A 20,644-nucleotide genomic window follows, 5' to 3' on the forward strand; every position below is an offset into this window, starting at 1 on the left:
ATTCTGGCCGTCCTCTATCTCAATGGGTCGCGTGCCAGACCACCGCGGCGAAGAGCAACAGAAGCACTCCGATCAGTACGTCGCGCCATCCGAGCGTATTCTTTGCCACAGGAACGGGGGCCACCTGGCCTGCAATCTTCTCGCGCAAGGCGACCGCATCCTGTTCCAGTTGCTTGTTGCGTTGCGCGAGCTGTCGATGCTGCAAATCCAGAGCCCGGCGCTCCTCAAGTGCGTGACAGGCCACGGCGAGAGCGTGGCCCAGGCTCGACGGCGTTGCAAAGGTCTGGTCCGCATATTTATCGACCAGTAGCATATCGTTCGCGTGCCCCATCGCCACGTAAAAAGGCAATCCGGTTCCGATGAGTGCCTTCAGCACGGGCAATGAACCGCCTATCGTGTCGAGTGCGTCGCCGCCGCCTCGAGCGACAACGATGCCGTAAACGCCCTCTGTTTCGCACAGTGACTTCAAATCACCGATGAAAATATCTGCCCGTGTAAAATTGGTCCGCCGCTGGGGGCATTGACGTAGGTCATTCAACTGTGACGTCATCAGGAGATCATTCCAGGCGGTCTCCGTCACCAGGAAACCAAGCCGCGCGACGTCGTGTTGCTGCGCGATGAAATCACCGAGCGATCGGGGCGGCGCCTCACGTACGGGCAGCGGCCCGTCGTGCCCTTCGGGCTTGCGCGGCAGCCATGTCCCCAGCACATCTCCCACAAGTTTGACCTCGTGAGTGGCCTTGCCTTCGTTGGTCGGTGCAATCTCCAGCGTGCCGTGCAGCACGACCGGCTCATCGAGCCGCACACCGGCTTCCGGTGGAATCCGGAACTTGATTGACGCGGCGCCGAGCGTCAGCACGCCATAGCAGTGTTTAGGTGCCTCGTCAGATGGCCAGTACGTCACTCGGGTGACGACGCCCTTCACGGTGACGGCGCCGGAAGGCCCCGCCACGCGCAGCAGGCGAATCAATGCTTCAGGTGTCAGCGCCTGCACTGATCCATCCATTACCAGTTCCGATGACATCCGCATATGCCTCAAGATTAGGCCGCCCCCAACGACGGCAAGATCAGGTCGCGATTCTATCGTGCCGCTTCATCATCCAAGTTCTTGCGTGACGGTGAGGGCATCATTTCCATGACGGTCAACACAGGGGCGAGTGCCAACCCGTGCAACCCGTCAGATCCGAGAAATCTCGCTCGGAAAAACGAATTACACGACGTACACAATCGGCCTCCAATGGTCGCCGGATACGATCCTCGTGTTCCGTACGTTCCGAGATAGGAAGACCTCGGTTCATCAGAAAACTGCGCACCACCTTGAAGGCGAGTCCTCCGTGTCTGCCGATCGACACAATAGGAACTTCTGCCTCCACGAGACATGGGACGCCAATGCGCTGAAGAACCGACGACATCTGCGGATCGCTTTCGTGAGAGTTATAGAGCGCCTCGCCACCCCAATGACGAAAGAAGCGCCCAATACCGCTTTCGCCAGCGAGACGTGGTGAGAAGAAGCAAAACCAGATCATGCCGGCCCGGTTGCTATCGTCGGCCTGATTCGTTTGGAGTAACTGCAAAGCGATGTCTTTCGTCAGTGAGCCCGCTTGCATGAGACGTTCGACGCGCCGGCGAAGCATGGCTCCGTCAGGCAACTGCATGCCGCCGTGCTGGACATGCGCGATCTCATCTTCCGTGAGCCTGGTGCAATGCCAGCCAACCATCGCATAGGCCTGCAACAGATCGATCAGCCCATAGATGGCCGCGTCATAGGTGGCAGTTCGTACCTCACCTGTGCCCGCCTGCCATTTCACAAACAGATCGCAATGCACATCGAGATACTCGCGCAGTTCGTGCGGCCATCCGGCTGGCTGTGCCAACGCTAACAAGACACGTGACATCCGGCCCCTTTGCAATAGTTCGCTTGCCTGATGTGATGTCGATCAGCGACCTGGCCGAAGCTCCAGCCGATCGATCTGTTCCAGGCTGCGTATGATCAATCCCACCTGCTCCCGGTCGAAGTCGTCCCGATCCGCTTCTTCATGGGTCCCCTTGTTGAGGTACGTCCAGATCAGGTTCGAGGGAATGCCGAGAATCGTCGCTACCGAAAGGAGCAGTGGCTCCTTGCTCGGGTGTGCAAAAGTCGGCGTTTCCCGCAGCTTCTTCCGAAGGCCCTCGCACAACGCTCGCAACGTCGGTTCGTTGCCCGGTCCGTCCACCAGCAGCGTCAGCTCACCCACATCGTGTGACTTCAGCCATTTCCAGCTTTTCTTTGCGAGCATTTCAAGGGCTTTGCGCGCATACGATAGTGCATCACGCGGATCGAAACGATCCAGCGCTTCCTGTGCGCGTCTGAGGTAATTGCCACTACCCGCGTCCGGACGAACGCGCGGATGATGATCACCATCGTGATACATCAGCAGGTATTCCTGGCAGTCTGCGCGTCGGTCGTGCGGCAGGCTGTTCTGGATATCCTTGATGAACTCCGGGCTGTGGCAGGTGACCAGGATCTGCGACTCCATGAAACGGTCGCCATCGAAGATGGTTTGCCGTATGCCATTACGGTGATCGTGGTCGATCGCGTTGATTGCATCGTCGAAGATAACAACCGGACTGCCAATATGGATGCTTTTCGCCAGCAGGATCGCGAGACCGAGGCAGCGTATATGCCCTTCGCTGAGAACGACGAGCGCGTCAACGCGCTGTTCCGGTGCGCCCTGAAACGCAATCTCGATACGCTGTTCGCCCGTCAAGGGCAGGTACAAGGCCGCGAGCTTGTCATCATCGTGATCGAGATGATTGAACTCGTTGTACAGCGCCATCGTCAGGTCGTTGAGGCCGGCAATCAACAAGCCCGGCAGCTGATCGCGAAAGCCCCGCAGTTGCCTGAGAAAATCATCGTAAGCGGCTTTGATAGGCTCGTCCCGTTCGATGTCCCGCCGCTCCTGATCCGCCTCCGTGATGAGCGCGGCGTTTTCCACCTCGAACTGTTCAATCCGGGTGCGTGCTTCGGTGGCCGCGTCCACGATGATCTTTCGCTGCAAATCACGCGCTTCGACATGGCGCTGGCATTCCAGGAGCCCATCCCGCTCCCGCACTCGTGCGGCACGCTCGTCGATCTGCGCACGCGCCGCCACGTCACGCTGTTCCATTTCGTCCCCGACGGCTGCGATCTGCTCCAGTGATGGAGCGATGCCTTCGTTGATGGCGGCCGGCGCGTAGATCTCCGTCCACCATGTGTCGCCTTGGGGTTGCCTCGGGAGCCGAGCAAGATACTGCCCTACCTCCGATTGGGTGCGATCCTGCCCAGCAAGGTAAAGAGATATCTGGCTTAGATGCTCTCGAAGCTCCCGTGACGCCGCATCCAGTGATTCCTTCGTTGTCGCCTGCCGCTCCTGCAGGTCAGCTAGGTCGCGGAGCTCGCCCAGACCGGCACGCGCTTTTTCGTACGGGTCGTGCACGACCTGGGCAAGCGGTGTGTCGCATGCCGGGCAATGATCGCCTTCACCGGCCTGCAATGCAGTGACGGCCGTGTACAGGTCCTTAAAGGACACCTGACTGCTTCGCCGCGTCAGTTCCTGGGTTATCTGACGCAGTTCCCCGGCACGCGCATCGATCACTTCATAGGCATGGGTCAAGATTTCTCGGGTAAGCCCGATGACGCTTGCCGGAACCGCATCCAGAAGCTGGTTGAGCTCCTGCAGCCGACCCGGCACCTCCGGCGTGCCAATGATTGCCTTCAGGTGCACATAAGTCGTCCCGGCTGCGTAGCCCGCCGCGTAGACAGCATCTTCTTCATCATGCAAGGCCAACGTCTGGGCCTCGTCACGGGCGGTTGCCTGGTCGCGGGCAATGCTTTCGCGCTTGAGCTGCAACGCCGCCTGTTTGTCGTTTCGAAGCACGAGTTCGGCATCCATCTGCTCGTTGAAATGGCCGACAAAGTCGTTGAACTTGTCCATGCCAAACAACGCGGCGATAAGCTCAGTGCGTTGCGCCGGAGGCCGTGCAGCCATCCGCGAAAACGCATCAATCCGGTTTTTCTCGATGAAACTGAACCGATAGAGGTCGGCGTCGCCGACCACCGGGACGTCGTCGCCATTCGCCGTCGTCGCGACGAGGCGCGGCTCGACAAAGTTGCCTGCGTGGATATTCGTCAGATAGCGTCGTTCGTCGATTCGCTTGAGTTCCGCTTCCTCGACCGAACCCAGTAGGCCCCGCTCCAGCGCCTCGCAGAGGCTGGTCTTCCCGCTACCATTCGGTCCATAGAACAAGATCACCCGTTTGCGGAGGTCAAACCGTTCCTCGCGCCGAAAGCCTCGAAACGGACCGACGGTCAACTCCTTGAATCGCCTCCATGGCCACTCTCCTGCCGCCACGGGCGCGTCAATGTCCGGAAGTACATCGGGGTTCATCGCGAGGTTCAGGCGGGCAAGACGGGCCAAGGTTGCCGACCGCGCATTCCGCTGCCGGAACGTGGCGGCGATTTCGTCAAAATGGCCTAGGACCATATTGGCGAAACGCTTTGCTGGCTCGCCGACATCGCGCTGCGGATCGTGAAGCCAGCGTAAGAAGCGGACGTAGTCCTGCCGCGCAGTGCCCATTTCCTTATCCCCCGAAGTCACCGCAAAAGCCTTGCGGCATTTTTTCCTTAAGGCCTGAATAGCAGGCCAGTCGGATTGCTCGACAGCCGTCGACGCTATCCGAGTGCACCAGCTGTCCTGTTTTAACGTCCCCCAATGCTGCGGAATCGGGACAATCCAGCGGCCAATTAATCTGCGACAGCGTTATTCTATGTCGACGACATGACGTCGGTCGGACTCAATCGTGCAGCGCATCAGCGCATTTTGATGAAGCGCGCTGAAATTTGCCGGGCGGTTTCTAGCACCCAACCAAACCGCATCGGCAGTTACTCTTTCCGACGTTATCTTGGCACAGCGCGGACATGCCTCATAGGGAACGTTATGAAGGGTTTGAATCGCAGACTGATGGCAGGCATTCCACACGTTACGCCAGGACACGCGGTCGAAGTATTCAATACCGCCGGCCAGCTGATCGATACGATCGGTGCCGGGGAACTGACTCCCTCGGATTTCGGGGCCGTTTATGAACGACTCGTCGGGCTTCATTTCGAAGCCGAGGGTTATCTGGTCAAGTATCGCGGCGCAACACTTGGTTTCTACGACCAGGGAGTGGATCTGGTCGCTCGCAGGGGATTGGAGACCCGTTTTATTCAATGCAAGTCAAAGATCCGTTCCCTGAGCAGACAGCAGATAGAGTGGATTCTTTACAAGGCATCTGCGTACATCGACAAGCATGCGCAAGGCCCGGATCAATTCTTTGAACTGGTGATCCCTTCGATGTCTCGGGTCTTCCCGACGAAGGTAGGCAAGCAAAGCGGCAAGGTAAAACCGAATCCGTCAAAGCAACGATTCCTGGTTCACAATCAGCGACAGAAGCGGGTTCGCCTGGTAATCACCGAAATTCCGTTTGCCTGCATTGAGCCGCCTGAACCCATCATGGCCTTCGATCCCACGAAGTCCCCCCTCGCGGCAACGTAGGCGCCTCATCGGGGCGCCCTGAACCTGAACTAGCGAACAACACGGTGGCATATCCGAAAGCGCCAAACGGCTCAAGCCGACGACACCGATCCGCTCAGGCGGATGGTTTTTCGTTGCCGGGTACCCGCCCACCGCTTGGGGTATCCTTGCCACTGGAACCCATGGAGGTCCATGGAGATTCACTGGGAAACCGCTTCGCTTGGTCGCTCGCGTTTGATAGTTGATTTGCGAGTCCGCTAAAAACAAAAACCCCGTAAGTCCTAGAACTTACGGGGTTTCGCCGCCAATCACTGGCGGAGACGGAGGGATTCGAACCCTCGATCCAGGTTTTGGCCCAGATGCTCCCTTAGCAGGGGAGTGCCTTCGACCTCTCGGCCACGTCTCCCAAACTTTCGGTTGCGCAGGGAGTCAGCGCAACGAAGCCAAGATAATAGCGGGCCGAACCGCGAAGGTCAATGTCTACCGTACATTTTTTGTGCCAGTTTTGTCACCGACGACGCAACTAATGACATTACCTGCGTCACATGAGCCGCGCATACGGCCATGCAAAAAAGACGAGGCGAAGACGAGGCGCGCTGTTCGTCCAACTCGGCGCCCCACCCCATGCAGCAAATTACGCCTGATCCAGTTCGAAAGCCTTATGCAGCGCGCGCACGGCGAGCTCCATGTACTTCTCGTCGATCAGCACCGAAATCTTGATTTCGGAGGTCGAGATCATCTGAATGTTGATGCCCTCTTCCGACAACGTGCGGAACATCGTGCTCGCAATACCCACATGCGAACGCATGCCGACGCCGACCACCGAGACCTTCGACACCTTCGGATCGCCCAGCACCTGCTCGGCCTGAACATGACCCTTCACCTGGCCGGTGAGGATGTCCATGGCGCGCTGATAATCGCCGCGGCCGACCGTGAACGTGAAGGCCGTTTTGCCTTCGACGCTCTGGTTCTGGATGATCATGTCGACGTCGATATTCGCGTCCGCCACCGGGCCGAGAATCTGATATGCGATGCCCGGCTTGTCGGGTACACCCATCACGGCGATACGAGCTTCGTCGCGCTGAAACGCGATGCCTGAGATGACTGCTTTTTCCATGGTCTCGTCTTCTTCAAAAGTAATCAGGGTGCCCGACTTCATTTCAGTGTCGAGCGGGATCAGCGGATCGGTCAGGCTCGACAGCACGCGCGTCTTGACCTGATATTTGCCGGCGAATTCCACCGAGCGGATCTGCAGCACCTTGGAACCCAGGCTTGCCATTTCCAGCATTTCTTCGAACGTCACGCGATCGAGGCGGCGTGCACCATCCACCACGCGCGGGTCGGTCGTGTAGACGCCATCGACGTCCGTGTAAATCAGGCACTCGTCGGCCTTCAATGCGGCAGCGACTGCAACAGCCGACGTATCCGAACCACCGCGGCCGAGCGTGGTGATGTGGCCGTCAGGGTCGATACCCTGGAAGCCGGTGATCACCACTACTTTGCCCGCTTCGAGATCGCGCAGCACGCGCTCGCCGTCGATTTCGCTGATGCGCGCTTTCGTGAATGCGCTATCCGTTTTGACCGGCACTTGCCAGCCGGCATAGCTGACCGCGTCGACGCCGGCTTCCTGCAGCGCGATGGCCAGCAGCCCCGAGCTGACCTGCTCGCCGGTGGCGGCAATCATGTCGAGTTCGCGCGGGCTCGGCTGGCTCGTGATTTCTTTCGCGAGACCGAGCAGGCGGTTGGTTTCGCCGGACATTGCCGACGGCACGACGACCATCTTGTGGCCGGCCTTGTGCCATTTCGCGACGCGCTTGGCGACGTTCTTGATGCGCTCGACCGAGCCCATCGAGGTGCCGCCGTATTTATGTACGATGAGTGCCATTGTCGTTCTGAACTGGAGGAGAAAACGCGCTGGCGCGCTGGAGACGACCGCACAAAAGCACAGGAGCGCAACGTCTTGTGAACGACGGCAAAGTGTGTGGCGGCGTAGATGCAGCGCGCGTGTAACACGCGCGGATTTGCCCGGGAATGATCGCTAGTGACTTACCGGAAACGACGGATCACGCACGGAAACCGCAAAAGCGACGGCGAAATCGGGTCGGGCAAACAAGCTAAATTACCCGATCGAGCGCAAAAAGACAAGCCGAAATGGCCGTCGAATGGCCCTTATTCGCGGCTGAAAAGGCTTATCCGGTGCGGTTTTGCGCCCTTTTTCAAGGATTCACCGGATGGGTAAGCCGTGTGCCCGACCGGCCGGTCAGGCGATCAGCAGATCGTCGCGCCAGATGATCCGGACGCGTTGGCCGGCGGCATCGGCCGGTTCGGGCAACGCCGCGCGGTTCAGGCCGAGCAAGGGCACGAACAGCAAATCGCCGCCGACGTAAAGGAGCGGCACGTCGCGCTTCCATGCCGGAATGCCGCGCTCCTGGAACAGGTTTTTCAGCGTGCGGCTCGGGCTGCCCGGTGCGGCGCTCATGCGCATCCGTTCGCCGCCGCTGCGCGAACGCGCGCTTAGCAAGGCCCGGCGTAGCACGCTGACGGGAAGCGTATCGTGATCGGCTGGCGCTGCATTGACGCTGCGGGAGGTATCGCCATCGGCAGCTGAATCGACATTAGAAGCGACGGCGACAAACACAAAAGTGCCCCGCCATTGCGGCAAACGCCAGATCGCTTCGCCCTGCCATGCGAGTTCGCTCACTGCGCGCGCAGCGAGCGCGGTTTCGTCGGCGGGTTCGCTGCCATCACCCGCTTCCCAGTAGATCAGACCGCGATAACTACGCAACGCCTGCCCCGCATGATCGATGCGCAGGCTATGGCCCTCGCCTGCTTGCCCAACTTCGCGCAACTGCCGCAAAGCATCGGTGAGACGTGCAGTCGATGCCGCAACGAGACCCAACGTGCGCATCCAGTAGCGCAGCAGGTTGAGCGCGCGATCGTCGTCGAGGGCGAGCAGCGCGTCATGGGATAGCGCACGGCCGTCATCGCGCACGGCTTCGTTCAGATCGATGCGCGCGAGATCGTCGAGCAGACGCTGTGCCGATGCCGCATGCGCCGCCGTGCGCGCGAGTGCGTCGCGAAAACCAGGGAAGTGAACGGCCAGCGCCGGTGTCACCTCGTGACGCAACGCGTTGCGCGCGTAACGTGTATCCGCGTTCGATTCGTCGTCGATCCAGCGTAGACTCCGGGCACTCGCATACTGCTCGAGTTGCGCACGCAACAGATGCAGCAAGGGCCTCACGCGCACCGCGGAAGCGCCTGCCGGCAAGTACTCCGGCGCCATCGCCGCAAGTCCCGCGAGACCCGCGCCGCGCAGCAGTTGCAACAGCACCGTCTCCGCCTGATCGTCCGCATGTTGCGCGAGCCATAACGTGCGAACGCCGCGTGTTGCGCACATGGCGTCCAGTGCGCGGTAACGCGCATCGCGCGCCGCGGCCTCGACACTCACGCCCGCGTCACGCGGCACGTCGACACGCTGTGCCGCGAATTCAACGCCGCGTTCCCGCGCAAAAGCGTCGCAATGCGCGAGCCACTCGTCGGCATGCGCACTGAGGCCGTGATGCACATGCAGCGCAACACAACGCGACGCCCCCGCGACACGCACCACAGCATCGAGCAACACACTCGAATCGACGCCGCCGCTGAACGCCACCGCAATGCGCGCATTCGCAGGCAAGGCGGACAGCGCAACGCCGACCGCCTCGAGAACGAGGCGGTCGGCGTGCGAATCTGCGGTGGGAGTCACGTCGCTAGCGCGTCACGCGCTGAAGGACGAAAGAAAACGCGCGCGGGCTTAAGCACCCGGCGTCGTTTCCTTGAACTTGCCGTACGCCATCAACCGTTCGAAACGGCGTTGACGCAGGTCGTTGATGCTCATGCCCTGGAACTGGCGCAGCGAGTCGGCGAGTGCACGGCGCAGCATGGCGGCCATGCCCTTCGGATCGCGATGCGCGCCGCCGAGCGGCTCGTTGACGATCTTGTCGATCAGACCAAGCGCCTTGAGACGATGCGCGGTCAAGCCGAGCGCTTCCGCAGCTTCCGGCGCTTTCGCAGCGCTCTTCCACAGGATCGACGCGCACCCTTCCGGCGAAATCACCGAATAGGTCGAGAACTGCAGCATCAGCACGCTGTCGCCGACGGCAATCGCGAGCGCGCCGCCCGAACCGCCTTCACCGATGATCGTGGCGATCAGCGGCGTCTTCAGTTCAGCCATCACGTACAGATTGCGGCCGATCGCTTCCGACTGACCACGCTCTTCCGCGCCGATGCCCGGGTAGGCGCCCGGCGTATCGATGAACGTGAAAATCGGCAAGCCGAACTTCTCGGCGAGACGCATCAGGCGTTCGGCCTTGCGGTAGCCTTCCGGACGCGGCATGCCGAAGTTGCGCAGCGCGCGCTCCTTCGTGTCACGCCCCTTCTGATGGCCGATCACCATGCAAGCCTGGCCGTTGAACCGCGCGAGGCCGCCGACGATCGACAGGTCGTCCGCGTAGTTGCGGTCGCCGTGCAGCTCGTGGAAATCGGTGAACAGCTCGTTCACGTAATCGAACGTGTACGGGCGTTGGGGATGACGGGCAATTTGCGAAACCTGCCACGGGGTGAGGTTCGCGTACAGATCTTTGGTGAGCTGTTGGCTCTTCTTGGACAGCCGCTCGATCTCTTCCGAAATATCGACGGCCGAATCGTCCTGCACGAAGCGCAATTCTTCGATCTTCGCTTCGAGTTCAGCGATCGGCTGTTCGAAATCCAGAAAGGTGGTCTTCATTGGTTGTAATCCTTGGACTTACCGGCAGCGCGTATTCTAACCGCGCTCGCCGATGTCAAAACCATCTCGCAACTATCGATTTTTAACAATCGATAGTTTTTTGAAACAGCATCGCTTCTTATTCTTCAGTAGTCGACCGGCAACGGATCGAGACTACGCCACATATACCAGGTGGCGACAGTGCGCCACGGCTCCCAGTTTGCCGCGACCTCACGCGCTTCACTGCGCGTAACCGGTTCGCCGCTGAAGTAATTGACGCTGATCGCGCGGATCAGGCCGAGATCGTCGAGCGGCAGGACGTCCGGGCGCGACAGATTGAAGATCAGGAACATTTCCGCGGTCCAGCGGCCAATGCCGCGGATCTGCGTGAGTTCGGCGATCACCGCTTCGTCGTCCATCGAGGTCCACTTGCCGACGTGCAAGGCGCCCGACACGAAGTGCTGCGCGAGATCGAGTACGTATTCGGCCTTGCGTTTGGACAAGCCGCACGCGGTCAGCTTGTCCTGACCAAGCTTGATGAACTGCTGCGGCACGAGCTTCGGGCACGCTGCCTCGACTTTCGCCCAGACCGCCTGCGCGGAAGCGACCGAGATCTGCTGCCCCACCACCGAACGCGCGAGCGTGACGAACGGATCGCCACGGCTTAGCAGATGCACCGGGCCAAACTTCGGAATCAGTTTCTTCAGGATACGGTCGCGCTTGACGAGGTCCGCGCACGCCTTGTCCCAATACGCCGGACGAGTGACTTCAGGCGTGAGCCCGCCGATCTGCACCGGCACCGCGAGTTCAGCAACATCGGCTGCTTCGCCGCCCGCACTCGACGACGCACGTGTCTTGCGAACGACTTCGCCTTCGTGTCCGTCTTGCGTAACGCGCGCGAGTTCCTGCACGTCGCCGGCGAGTTCGGCAGGCAACGCGCCATTGCTTTTTGCACGCGGCGTTTTGGCGCGTGTCGAAACAGGCGCGTGCGCCGACGAACCGTTCAGCGCGCGCTTGACGGTGGCCTTCTTCGCCGCTCCGGTCGTTGCCGCTGCACGCACGCCAGCCTTCGGCGCCGCCCCGGCGGCTTTCGATGATGCATTCTTTACCGCGCTGCCGCCCGCACGAGCCGACGTTCGTGTCGACTTTACCGCGGTTGCAGCGTTTGTTTGAGACGTGGCTCGTTTAGCCGGCGTCTTCGTGGCCGTTGCCATCCTGCCTCCTGCCTGGCGAGTCGATCAGAGGGAAGTACGAGGTGCGCTCACACGCGCCGCCACTCGGTCAACCCGCCGGGTTTGTCTTCAAGTGCAACGCCGGCCTCGAGCAATTCGGCCCGGATCCGGTCTGCTGCTGCATAGTCTTTCGCCTGCTTGGCGGCCACGCGCGCGGCGATCTTCGCTTCGATCGCGGCGGCGTCGAGCGCGCCTTCTGCGGCAGCGCCCGCAGCCTGCTGCAGGTATGCACGCGGCTCCCGGCCGAGCAAGCCGATCACAGCGCCCAGCGAGCGCAATTGACGGGCCAGCGCGGGGTCGCGCGTGCGGTTCACTTCTGTTGCCAACTCGAACAACACCGACACTGCAACCGGCGTGTTGAAGTCGTCGTTCATTGCTGCCTGGAAACGCTGCGCATGCGCTTCGTTCCAGTCGAGCTCCGCGCCATCAGGCGTGACGTCTTTCAGCGCGGTGTATAAACGCGTCAGCGCACTGCGGGCGTCGTCGATATGCACGTCGCTGTAATTCAACGGCGAGCGGTAGTGCGCGCGCGCGATGAAAAAACGTACGACCTCGGCATCGTACTGCGCCAATACTTCGCGGATCGTAAAGAAATTGTTCAACGACTTCGACATCTTCTCATTGTCGATCTGTACGTAGCCGTTGTGCATCCAGTAATTGACGAAGGTTTGTCCGGTCGCAGCTTCGCTCTGCGCAATCTCGTTCTCATGGTGCGGAAACTGCAGGTCCTGACCGCCGCCATGAATGTCGAAATGCTCGCCGAGCAACGTGCAGCCCATTGCCGAGCATTCGATATGCCAGCCGGGGCGGCCGCGCCCGTACTTCGACTCCCAGCCGGTGTCGGCTGGTTCGTCGGGCTTCGCCTGCTTCCACAGCACGAAGTCGAGCGGGTCCTGCTTCGCGTCGTTCGCGGCGACGCGTTCGCCGGCGCGGAGATCTTCGAGCGACTTGCCCGAGAGCTTGCCGTAGCCCACGAACTTGCGCACCGCGTAGTTCACGTCGCCGTCGGCCGCCTGATAGGCGTAACCGTTCGCCTCGAGCTTCTCGATCATGCCGAGCATCTGCGGGATGAAATCGGTGGCGCGCGGTTCCAGATCGGGCCGCTCGATGCCGAGCGCGTCCGCATCTTCATGCAGGGCCTTGATGAAGCGGTCGGTCAACGATTTGATCGTTTCGCCGTTCTCCACTGCGCGCCGGATGATCTTGTCGTCGATATCCGTGATGTTGCGCACGTAGGTGACGTCGTAACCGAGCGTGCGCAACCACCGCTGCACGATGTCGAACACGACCATCACCCGCGCATGACCGACGTGACAATAGTCGTACACGGTCATCCCGCAGACGTACATCCGCACGACGCCATCTTGCAGCGGCACGAAAGTTTGCTTGTCACGCGCGAGCGTGTTGTAGATGCGCAGTGATTCCATAGAGAACGGTGCGTGGGCCGAAAGAAATCCGCAATGTGTTTCGTGCTGTTTCGTGCATGAGGCGCCCCGCGAAAAGACGGCGGGTGCGTTCTGTACTGCCGCTTTGCACTACCTTTGCACTAAAACACGCACAGCAGCAAACCGGTGCATCTGGTGCGGCGGTCAGGCTGCGTTCAAGGCGGAGACGACCACGAGTGGCGAAAAGACAGTTTGCGGTTCGACGGAACGCGCAGACCTTTTGTTAGAATGGGTCGGAGTATAACATCCAGACCCGAGCCTATGAAACCTTCCAGCGGCCGCGCGCGCAGCGCTGCGACCCTCGCCGCGACGGCATTCTGCGCCGTCGCCCTCACGGTCTTGCCGGGTGCTCCCGCGTACGCGCAGAAAGGCGCCGCGACCATGCCGCAGGGCCCCGCCGTGCGTGACAACACGCCGGAAATCGACGCGTCGATTGCGCAGAAGAACTGGGAAGCCTCGCTCACCCAGCTCGACGCGCGCATCGCCTCGAATCCGCACGACGCACAAGCCAAGTTCAAGCGCGCCACGGTGCTGGCCCACCTGAATCGCGACGACGAAGCCATCACCGCGTTCACCGAACTCACGCAGCTGTATCCGGAACTGCCCGAACCGTATAACAACCTGGCCGCGCTCTATGCAAAGCACGGCCGTTATACGGAGGCACGCGCCGCGCTCGAAACCGCGACCAAGGTGAATCCGGCCTACGGTCTCGCGTACGAGAATCTCGGCGACCTGTATCTGCGCATGGCCGACTCGGCTTACCGTCGCGCGCAAGGCCTCGGTAAAGCGAGCGCCACCACCACGCAGCGCATCGCCGACATCCAGAAGATCGTTTCGCCCCCCAAGAGCACCGGGCCGGCGAAAAAAGCCGCGGCGCCTGCCGAGGCCAGCGCCGCGCGCTCCTCCGCGGACATGACACAAACGCCGAGCTTCCAGTACGGCGGCGCAAATGGCTCGCTCGCCATGCCGCCCTACATGGCGCCGTCGCAGTAACACGGTCACCGTTTTCGGCAACACGTTTTTTCCAACCCTGAGGATCTTCATGAAATGGTTGATGTTGGCGCTCGGCAGCGCCGCCCTGATCGCAAACGCCCCCGCCTTTGCCCAGTCCGGTTCGCAGGCCGCGCATCCGTCCGTCCTCTTCAAGACCACGGAAGGCGACATCCGCGTCGAGTTGTATCCTGAGAAGGCGCCGAAAACGGTCGCCAACTTCCTCGACTATGTGAAGTCCGGCCAGTACAGCGGCACGATTTTCCATCGCGTGATTCGCGGCTTCATGATTCAGGGCGGCGGTTATACGCAGAGCTTCGCTGAGAAGCCCACGCGCGCGCCGATTCCGCTTGAAAGCCGCAACGGTCTGAAGAACGCCGCCGGCACGCTCGCCATGGCGCGCACCAGCGATCCGAATTCGGCCACCGCGCAGTTCTTCATCAACACGGTGGATAACGCCGGCCTCGACTATCCGAATCCGGACGGCAACGGCTACGCGGTGTTCGGCAAGGTCACGAGCGGCATGGACGTCGTGAAGAAGATCGAAGGCACGGCCACCACCACTCGCGGCCCGATGAGCGACGTGCCGCAAAAACCGATCGTGATCGAATCGGCCACGGTGGTCAGCAAGTAAGCAATAGAACAGGAAGCAGCACCCGGCACGCTGCACAGGAAAGCAACTCAATCTACGCCCCCGGCGCGGCCCGTCGTCATCACACTTCGTGACGAACGGCTGCGCCTTTTACCCACCCCGTTCATCAAAGGATTCCATCATGGTTGAACTGCATACAAACCACGGCGTCATCAAACTCGAACTGGACGCTGAAAAGGCGCCGAAGTCGGTTGAGAACTTCCTCAACTACGTGAAGGCCGGTCACTACGACAACACGGTGTTCCACCGCGTGATCGACGGCTTCATGATCCAGGGCGGCGGTTTCGAACCCGGCATGAAGCAGAAGCCGACGGCTGAGCCGATCACCAACGAAGCGAACAACGGCCTGAAGAATGTCAACGGTTCGATCGCGATGGCTCGCACGAACGACCCGCACTCGGCAACCGCGCAATTCTTCATCAACGTGAACGACAACGACTTCCTGAACCACTCGTCGCCGACGCCGCAGGGCTGGGGCTATGCGGTGTTCGGCAAGGTGGTCGACGGCATGGACATCGTCGAGAAGATCAAGAAGGTCAAGACGGGTTCGAAGGGCTTCCATCAGGACGTGCCGGCCGACGACGTCGTGATCGAAAAAGCAGTGATCGTCGACTAAGCGTCCGATCAGGGCTAACCTGTTTGAACTGATATCAGGCACCTTCAATGCTGCAAGAAACGCCGCTGCGAAGCGTCGCCGCGGGCGTGCCTGGCGAGGGCAAACGCCCGCACGCCGCACGCCCGTTTTTTTTCCTCTCCGATATTCATCTGAGCGAGGCGATTCCGCACACGGTCGCCGCGTTCGAACACTTCGTGCGCGTCACGGCCGAGCAGGCGGATTCGGTTTTCATTCTCGGCGATCTGTTCGAGTACTGGATCGGCGACGACATGCTCGTCGAGCCGTTCGTCGCGCGCATGGCGGCGTTGCTGCATACGTTGTCGGAGCGCGGAATCGCGCTCTACATCATGCACGGCAATCGCGATTTTCTGCTCGGCAAGCGCTTCATGAAAGCGGCCGGCGCGATCTGGCTGCCCGACCCGTTTGTGATCACCGCATTCGGCACGCGCATCGTGCTCGCGCATGGTGACGGCCTCTGCACCGCGGATCGCGGCTATCAATTTTTCCGGCGCTTTGCGCGCAACCGTGTCGCGCAGATGCTGTTTCTCGCGTGGCCGTTTCGCTGGCGTCAGGCGCTTGCAGAAAACATGCGCTCAAAGAGCGAGCAAGGCCGCTCGCGTCCGGTTTCGCCGAAGTATGACGTGACGCCGAAGGCCGTCGCTGCGTTATTCAAGGTGTCGAAAACGGCCACGATCATTCATGGGCACACGCATCGACCGGCGCTGCATCGCGAGCCAGGCGGCACGCGCTGGGTATTGCCGGATTGGGATCTCGACCACGGCGAGCGCCGTGGCGGTTATCTGCGAATCGATGCGGAAGGAATTCGGGCGTTGCCGCTGAATTGACCTAGCTAGACTAGCGCTCCGCCACTGCCCCTTCCACCTTTCCCGCAATCGCAGCCGACAGGCGCCGCAGATCGAGCAGCGCCGCATCGGCGCCTTGCAAACCTTCCAGACTGGTGCCGAGCCGCTCCAGCGCGTCGACGATTTCGTCGATACGCTTCGATTGCGTGGCAGCGTGATCGATCAGACCGTGAATCGCCAGCGATACCGGATCATCCGCGTTCGGCGTGATGCCGTAGGCGCAGAATCCGCTCTTTTCTGACGTGGTTTTCAACTCACGCGACGCGCCATTTGCCGATGCGCTCGCCGTGGCTGCCACGGCAGCCGCTGCCGGGACGATGATCCGCGCGGGATTCCCCACTGCCGTACCGCGTGCCGGCACCGGCCTCGTGACCACGGCATTCGAACCTATCTTCGCGTCCGCGCCGATCGTAAAGCCGCCGAGGACCTTCGCCCCCGCGCCCACGATTACGCCGCGTTCAAGCGTGGGATGCCGCTTCGCCCCCCGCGTGAGCGACGTGCCGCCAAGGGTTACGCCCTGGTAGATCGTGCAGTCGTCGCCGACTTGCGCCGTCTCGCCAATCACGACGCCCATGCCGTGATCGATGAACACACGACGGCCCAGCGTAGCGCCCGGATGGATTTCGATGCCGGTCATGAAACGCGCCATCTGCGAAATGAAACGCGCGAGCCAGCGGCGTTTAGCCTGCCAGCAGGCGTGCGCGAGCCGGTGCAGCACGAGCGCGTGCAGGCCGGGATAACACGTGAGGACTTCCCAGGCGCTGCGGGCGGCGGGATCGCGCTCGCGGATCGTGGCGATGTCTTCGCGGAGTCTCGTGAACATGGCAGGGACTAGGTTGTGGGGGAAAAGACCGCCTGCGTGAAACACCACGCACGGCGGATGCTTGCCGTATAGCAGATCGGCAGCTTTGCTTAGAACGTTTCGAGCGATTGTAGGGCGATTGCGCGAAACCTGCCGGAAGCCCACGCTGCCGGCAAGGTCGTAGATTGATGGGCGGGCAGCCCTTAAGACGCGTCGCCGCCGGGCGGCCTGGTCTTCAGCAGAATATGTTTGGCGATGCCCCGCACGATATTCACTTCCTCGCGCTCCAGACCTGAACGTGCGAACAGACGCCGCAAGCGGGACATCAATTTCTTCGGATTGGCCGGATCGAGAAACTCGAGGGCGACCAGCGCACTCTCCAGATGCGCGTACATGCTTTCGATTTCGTCGCTCGCCGCTCGCGCGCCGACCGGCTCGCCCTGCCCGGCCGCCGTCTGCGCCACCGCGGATGCTGCCGCCGTTACCTCGTCCGAGGACAGATACGCCGTGCGCAATTCATACGCCAACACCTGCACGGCCTGCGCGAGATTGAGCGAACTGTAGGCGGGATTGGCCGGAATATGCGCGAGCGCGCTGCAACGCTCGACGTCTTCGTTCGACAGCCCCGTGCGCTCGTTGCCGAACACCAGCGCGATCTCGCCATGTAGAGCCTGCTCACGCGCGGCGCCTGCCGCGGCACGCGGCGTCCATTGCGGTGGCCCGTATTCACGCAGCCGCGCGGTCAGCGCAATCGACCAATGCACGCCATTCAACGCATCGGCAAGCGTCGGGACGACGTGCGCGGACGCCAGCACGTCGTCGGCGCCGCTCGCCATGGCGATGGCTTCCGGATCGCTTTGCACGTGGGGCACACGTGGCGACACGAGCACGAGGCGCGAAAACCCCATGGTTTTCAGCGCGCGCGCTGCGGCGCCGACGTTGCCCGGATGGCTGGGCTCGACGAGCACGAAGCGCGTCGACGTAAAACCGCCGCGCAGGTCCGCCACGGCGGGATCGGAAGAATGGTGGGGGTGGTCCACGATGAAACTCGGCAAAGTAAAGAACGCGTATGGTAGCGCCAACGCCGCATCGGCTCTGAAATGCGCGCGTGCGCCGCGCCAGAACCGCGCCGTTGGACCGTGGCACGCTATACCAGGCAGCAAGCGCTGCCGCGGCAGCCCGGACTCAGGTAAAATACCAATATTCGCGCCCGGTTTTCTCCTGTGAAAGCTCCGGCGCCTCGTTCTTATCCAATTCGTCTCCGTCGGCGGAATGCGCACCCGGTCCTTTGCCGGACGTGCGTTCCGTGCTGTTTCCGCGCCCTTTGATGGCGCTCAATTAGCGTCCATCCCGCGCTCATTTACCGGTAAGCAGCCGTGCTGCCCCGGCACAAGGATCCAGTCTCATGCATCCCATGCTCAATATCGCTGTGAAGGCCGCGCGCCGCGCAGCCCAGATCATCAACCGCGCGTCGCTCGACCTCGATCTGCTCCAGGTCAGCAAGAAACAGCACAACGATTTCGTCACGGAGGTCGACAAAGCGTCTGAAGCGGCGATCATCGACACGCTCAAGACAGCCTACCCCGATCACGCCATCCTCGCCGAAGAATCCGGCAAGTCGGACAACGAGTCCGAATATCAGTGGATCATCGATCCGCTCGACGGCACCACCAATTTCATCCACGGCTTCCCGTACTACTGCGTGTCGATCGCGCTCGCCCACAAGGGTATCGTGACGCAGGCCGTGGTCTACGATCCGACCCGCAACGACCTGTTCACCGCCTCGCGCGGCCGCGGTGCGTTCCTGAACGACCGCCGTATCCGCGTCGCCAAGCGCGACCGCCTGGCTGACGGCCTGATCGGCACCGGCTTCCCGTTCCGCGAAAAGGACGGCCTCGAAGCGTACGGCCGCCAGTTCGCTGAAATGACCGAAGCCTGCGCCGGCCTGCGCCGTCCGGGCGCTGCTGCGCTCGATCTGGCGAATGTTGCCGCGGGCCGTATGGACGGCTTCTTCGAGCAAGGCCTGAATCCGTGGGACGTCGCCGCGGGCAGCCTGCTGATCACGGAAGCCGGCGGTCTGGTCGGCAATTACACGGGCGACTCGGACTTCCTGCACGTCGGCGAAATCGTCGCGGGCAATCCGAAGGTCTACGCGCAGATGATCCCGATCCTGTCGCGCTACAGCCGCACGCGTCAGCAAGCGGCTTAAGGTTCAGGTCTTAGTTCTGGACTGGCCGGCTTGGCGCCGGCATCGGTAATACATAAAGCGGCTTCGGCCGCTTTTTCGTTGGGCCGCCAGCATCCGGCGGGCGTTCGTGCTACAAAGCGGAATGCCGCGCCGGCACGCTCGATCGCCGGCTGCGTTTTGCGCGCTTCTTGCAGCGCCCTGCTTCGCGTCAGATTTCCGCGCAGCTTCCGATCCGCTTCATGAAAAAAGGCTTCTACACAATCATCGCGGCGCAGTTCATTTCGTCGCTCGCGGACAATGCCCTGCTGATCGCCGCCATCGCCCTGCTATCGGTGATCCGTTCGGCCGCCTGGGTCACGCCGCTGCTGCAGATTTTCTTCACTGTCTCCTACGTGTTGCTCGCCCCCTTCGTCGGCGCCTTCGCCGACGCGCTGCAGAAGCGACACGTCATGTTCATCTCCAACGCGCTCAAGGCGAGCGGTTGCCTGATGATGATCGCCGGCGTCCATCCGATGATCGCGTATGGCGTGGTCGGCTTTGGCGCGGCCGCGTATTCGCCGGCCAAATACGGCATTCTCACCGAGCTCCTGCCCGCGGAAAAACTCGTCAAGGCGAACGCGTGGCTCGAATCGGCCACCGTCCTGTCGACCATTGTCGGCACGATGGTCGGCGGCGCATTGATCAGCACGCTCGCCGACCGGTTCGTCGCGCATGCGCATCTGCCGCTGATCCGCTCTTCCGCCGATCTGGCGATGTTCGCGGTGATGGTTACGTATGCCATCGCGGCGGCGATCAACATCTTCATTCCCGATACCGGCGCGCGTTATCCGAATCGTTTGAACGAGCCGAAGAAACTGGTCGGCGATTTCTATCATTGCTTCAACGTGCTGTGGGCCGACAAGCTCGCACAGATCGCGCTGTGGGTCACGACGCTGATGTGGGGTGGCGCGGTCACGCTGCAATTGCTGGTGCTCAAATGGGCGAACGTGAATCTTGGCCTGTCGCTCTCGAAGGCGGCGGTGATGCAAGGCGTGACGGGGCTTGGCATCGCCGTCGGCGCGGCGGCCGCGGCGGCGCTGATTCCATTGCGCAACTCGCTGCGCGTGCTGCCGATCGGCATCCTCACCGGCGCGGTGGCAATCGCCGTGGCGTTCTACAACCGGGACCTGTTTCCGGCGGGCGCCGGCCTACGTATCGGTTCGTACGTGCTGCCGATTTATATCCTGCTCGCCTATCCGCTGATGATCCTGCTCGGCGCGCTGTCCGGCTTTTTTATCGTGCCGATGAACGCGATTCTCCAGCATCGTGGCGCGACCTTGCTCTCCGCGGGGCATTCGATCGCGGTGCAGAATTTCAACCAGAATCTGGCCGTACTGCTGATGCTCGGGGCTTATGCGATATTGCTCACCGCGAAGATGCCGGCGCAATGGATCATTGTCGTGTTCGGCAGCTTCATCACGTTCATGATGTGGCTCGCAAAACGGCGCAGCGCCGTGAATGAGCGCACGGTGGATATGCGAGCGCTCGTTGAAGAATGATGGCCTGGCGAGAATCGCCCGGCTGGCGCGAGAATCTGTCTTA

At 61.5% G+C, this 20,644-nt stretch carries 18 protein-coding genes and 1 tRNA gene; 7 read left to right on the forward strand and 12 right to left on the reverse strand.

Going from position 1 to position 20,644, the window contains the following annotated elements; genetic code table 11:
• Window positions 1-19: 19 nt before the first annotated feature.
• The 3 genes from BM438_RS06530 to BM438_RS06540 form a co-directional block, all read right to left on the reverse strand.
• Complete coding sequence (locus BM438_RS06530; protein WP_167378323.1) at window positions 20-1,024, reverse strand: hypothetical protein; 1,005 nt, start codon at window positions 1,022-1,024, stop codon at window positions 20-22.
• A 118-nt stretch (window positions 1,025-1,142) separates the two neighbouring features.
• The gene (locus tag BM438_RS06535) at window positions 1,143-1,895 is read right to left on the reverse strand and encodes a hypothetical protein (RefSeq protein ID WP_093633498.1); all 753 of its coding nucleotides are present in this window, start codon (window positions 1,893-1,895) and stop codon (window positions 1,143-1,145) included.
• 42 nt (window positions 1,896-1,937) lie between these two features.
• Window positions 1,938-4,595, reverse strand: coding sequence for an AAA family ATPase (locus BM438_RS06540; protein ID WP_093633499.1), 2,658 nt, complete (start codon window positions 4,593-4,595; stop codon window positions 1,938-1,940).
• A gap of 360 nt (window positions 4,596-4,955) precedes the next feature.
• On the opposite strand from BM438_RS06540, the gene BM438_RS06545 reads away from it, so the two are divergent.
• Window positions 4,956-5,552 carry a PDDEXK family nuclease gene (locus BM438_RS06545; RefSeq protein ID WP_093633500.1) on the forward strand — a complete coding sequence of 199 codons (597 nt, stop codon included), beginning with the start codon at window positions 4,956-4,958 and terminating at the stop codon, window positions 5,550-5,552.
• Window positions 5,553-5,843: 291 nt separating this feature from the next.
• Here BM438_RS06545 and BM438_RS06550 read toward each other — a convergent pair.
• The 6 genes from BM438_RS06550 to cysS all read right to left on the reverse strand — a co-directional run bounded on the left by BM438_RS06550 (window position 5,844) and on the right by cysS (window position 12,934).
• Window positions 5,844-5,937: transfer RNA gene (locus tag BM438_RS06550), tRNA-Ser, on the reverse strand.
• Between the two features lie 228 nt (window positions 5,938-6,165).
• A complete protein-coding gene (locus BM438_RS06555) occupies window positions 6,166-7,416 on the reverse strand; it encodes an aspartate kinase (protein ID WP_054041838.1) in 1,251 nt (416 codons plus the stop codon).
• Window positions 7,417-7,791: 375 nt separating this feature from the next.
• On the reverse strand, window positions 7,792-9,276 hold the full coding sequence (gene tilS, locus BM438_RS06560) for a tRNA lysidine(34) synthetase TilS (RefSeq protein ID WP_093633501.1): 1,485 nt from the start codon (window positions 9,274-9,276) through the stop codon (window positions 7,792-7,794).
• Window positions 9,277-9,324: 48 nt separating this feature from the next.
• The gene (locus BM438_RS06565; RefSeq protein WP_028199560.1) at window positions 9,325-10,296 is read right to left on the reverse strand and encodes an acetyl-CoA carboxylase carboxyltransferase subunit alpha; all 972 of its coding nucleotides are present in this window, start codon (window positions 10,294-10,296) and stop codon (window positions 9,325-9,327) included.
• A 125-nt stretch (window positions 10,297-10,421) separates the two neighbouring features.
• Complete coding sequence (locus tag BM438_RS06570; protein ID WP_093633502.1) at window positions 10,422-11,489, reverse strand: DNA-3-methyladenine glycosylase family protein; 1,068 nt, start codon at window positions 11,487-11,489, stop codon at window positions 10,422-10,424.
• Between the two features lie 47 nt (window positions 11,490-11,536).
• Window positions 11,537-12,934 (reverse strand): cysteine--tRNA ligase, encoded by a 1,398-nt coding sequence (cysS, locus tag BM438_RS06575; RefSeq protein WP_093633503.1) that lies wholly within the window; start codon window positions 12,932-12,934, stop codon window positions 11,537-11,539.
• 279 nt (window positions 12,935-13,213) lie between these two features.
• On the opposite strand from cysS, the gene BM438_RS06580 reads away from it, so the two are divergent.
• From BM438_RS06580 to BM438_RS06595, 4 genes are all read left to right on the forward strand, one after another.
• Window positions 13,214-13,945, forward strand: a complete 732-nt coding sequence (locus tag BM438_RS06580) for a tetratricopeptide repeat protein (RefSeq protein WP_093633504.1) — start codon at window positions 13,214-13,216, stop codon at window positions 13,943-13,945.
• Window positions 13,946-13,994: 49 nt separating this feature from the next.
• A complete protein-coding gene (locus BM438_RS06585) occupies window positions 13,995-14,576 on the forward strand; it encodes a peptidylprolyl isomerase (RefSeq protein ID WP_093633505.1) in 582 nt (193 codons plus the stop codon).
• Between the two features lie 139 nt (window positions 14,577-14,715).
• A complete protein-coding gene (locus BM438_RS06590) occupies window positions 14,716-15,210 on the forward strand; it encodes a peptidylprolyl isomerase (protein ID WP_054041841.1) in 495 nt (164 codons plus the stop codon).
• Window positions 15,211-15,257: 47 nt separating this feature from the next.
• Entirely contained in the window at window positions 15,258-16,055 is a 798-nt protein-coding gene (locus tag BM438_RS06595; RefSeq protein ID WP_093633506.1) for a UDP-2,3-diacylglucosamine diphosphatase, read from the forward strand.
• A 10-nt stretch (window positions 16,056-16,065) separates the two neighbouring features.
• On the opposite strand, the gene cysE is transcribed toward BM438_RS06595, so the two are convergent.
• The 3 genes from cysE to BM438_RS45390 form a co-directional block, all read right to left on the reverse strand.
• Window positions 16,066-16,896 carry a serine O-acetyltransferase gene (cysE, locus tag BM438_RS06600; protein WP_093633507.1) on the reverse strand — a complete coding sequence of 277 codons (831 nt, stop codon included), beginning with the start codon at window positions 16,894-16,896 and terminating at the stop codon, window positions 16,066-16,068.
• Between the two features lie 182 nt (window positions 16,897-17,078).
• A complete protein-coding gene (locus BM438_RS06605) occupies window positions 17,079-17,915 on the reverse strand; it encodes an RNA methyltransferase (protein ID WP_093633654.1) in 837 nt (278 codons plus the stop codon).
• Between the two features lie 145 nt (window positions 17,916-18,060).
• On the reverse strand, window positions 18,061-18,213 hold the full coding sequence (locus BM438_RS45390) for a hypothetical protein (protein ID WP_167378324.1): 153 nt from the start codon (window positions 18,211-18,213) through the stop codon (window positions 18,061-18,063).
• A gap of 67 nt (window positions 18,214-18,280) precedes the next feature.
• Between BM438_RS45390 and BM438_RS06610 the strand changes: the two genes are divergently transcribed.
• Entirely contained in the window at window positions 18,281-19,084 is an 804-nt protein-coding gene (locus tag BM438_RS06610; protein ID WP_093633508.1) for an inositol monophosphatase family protein, read from the forward strand.
• Window positions 19,085-19,302: 218 nt separating this feature from the next.
• On the forward strand, window positions 19,303-20,601 hold the full coding sequence (lplT, locus tag BM438_RS06615) for a lysophospholipid transporter LplT (RefSeq protein ID WP_093633655.1): 1,299 nt from the start codon (window positions 19,303-19,305) through the stop codon (window positions 20,599-20,601).
• Window positions 20,602-20,644 lie beyond the last annotated feature (43 nt).

The organism is Paraburkholderia aspalathi (assembly GCF_900116445.1).
In the GTDB taxonomy this organism is placed as follows: Bacteria; Pseudomonadota; Gammaproteobacteria; order Burkholderiales; family Burkholderiaceae; genus Paraburkholderia; species Paraburkholderia aspalathi.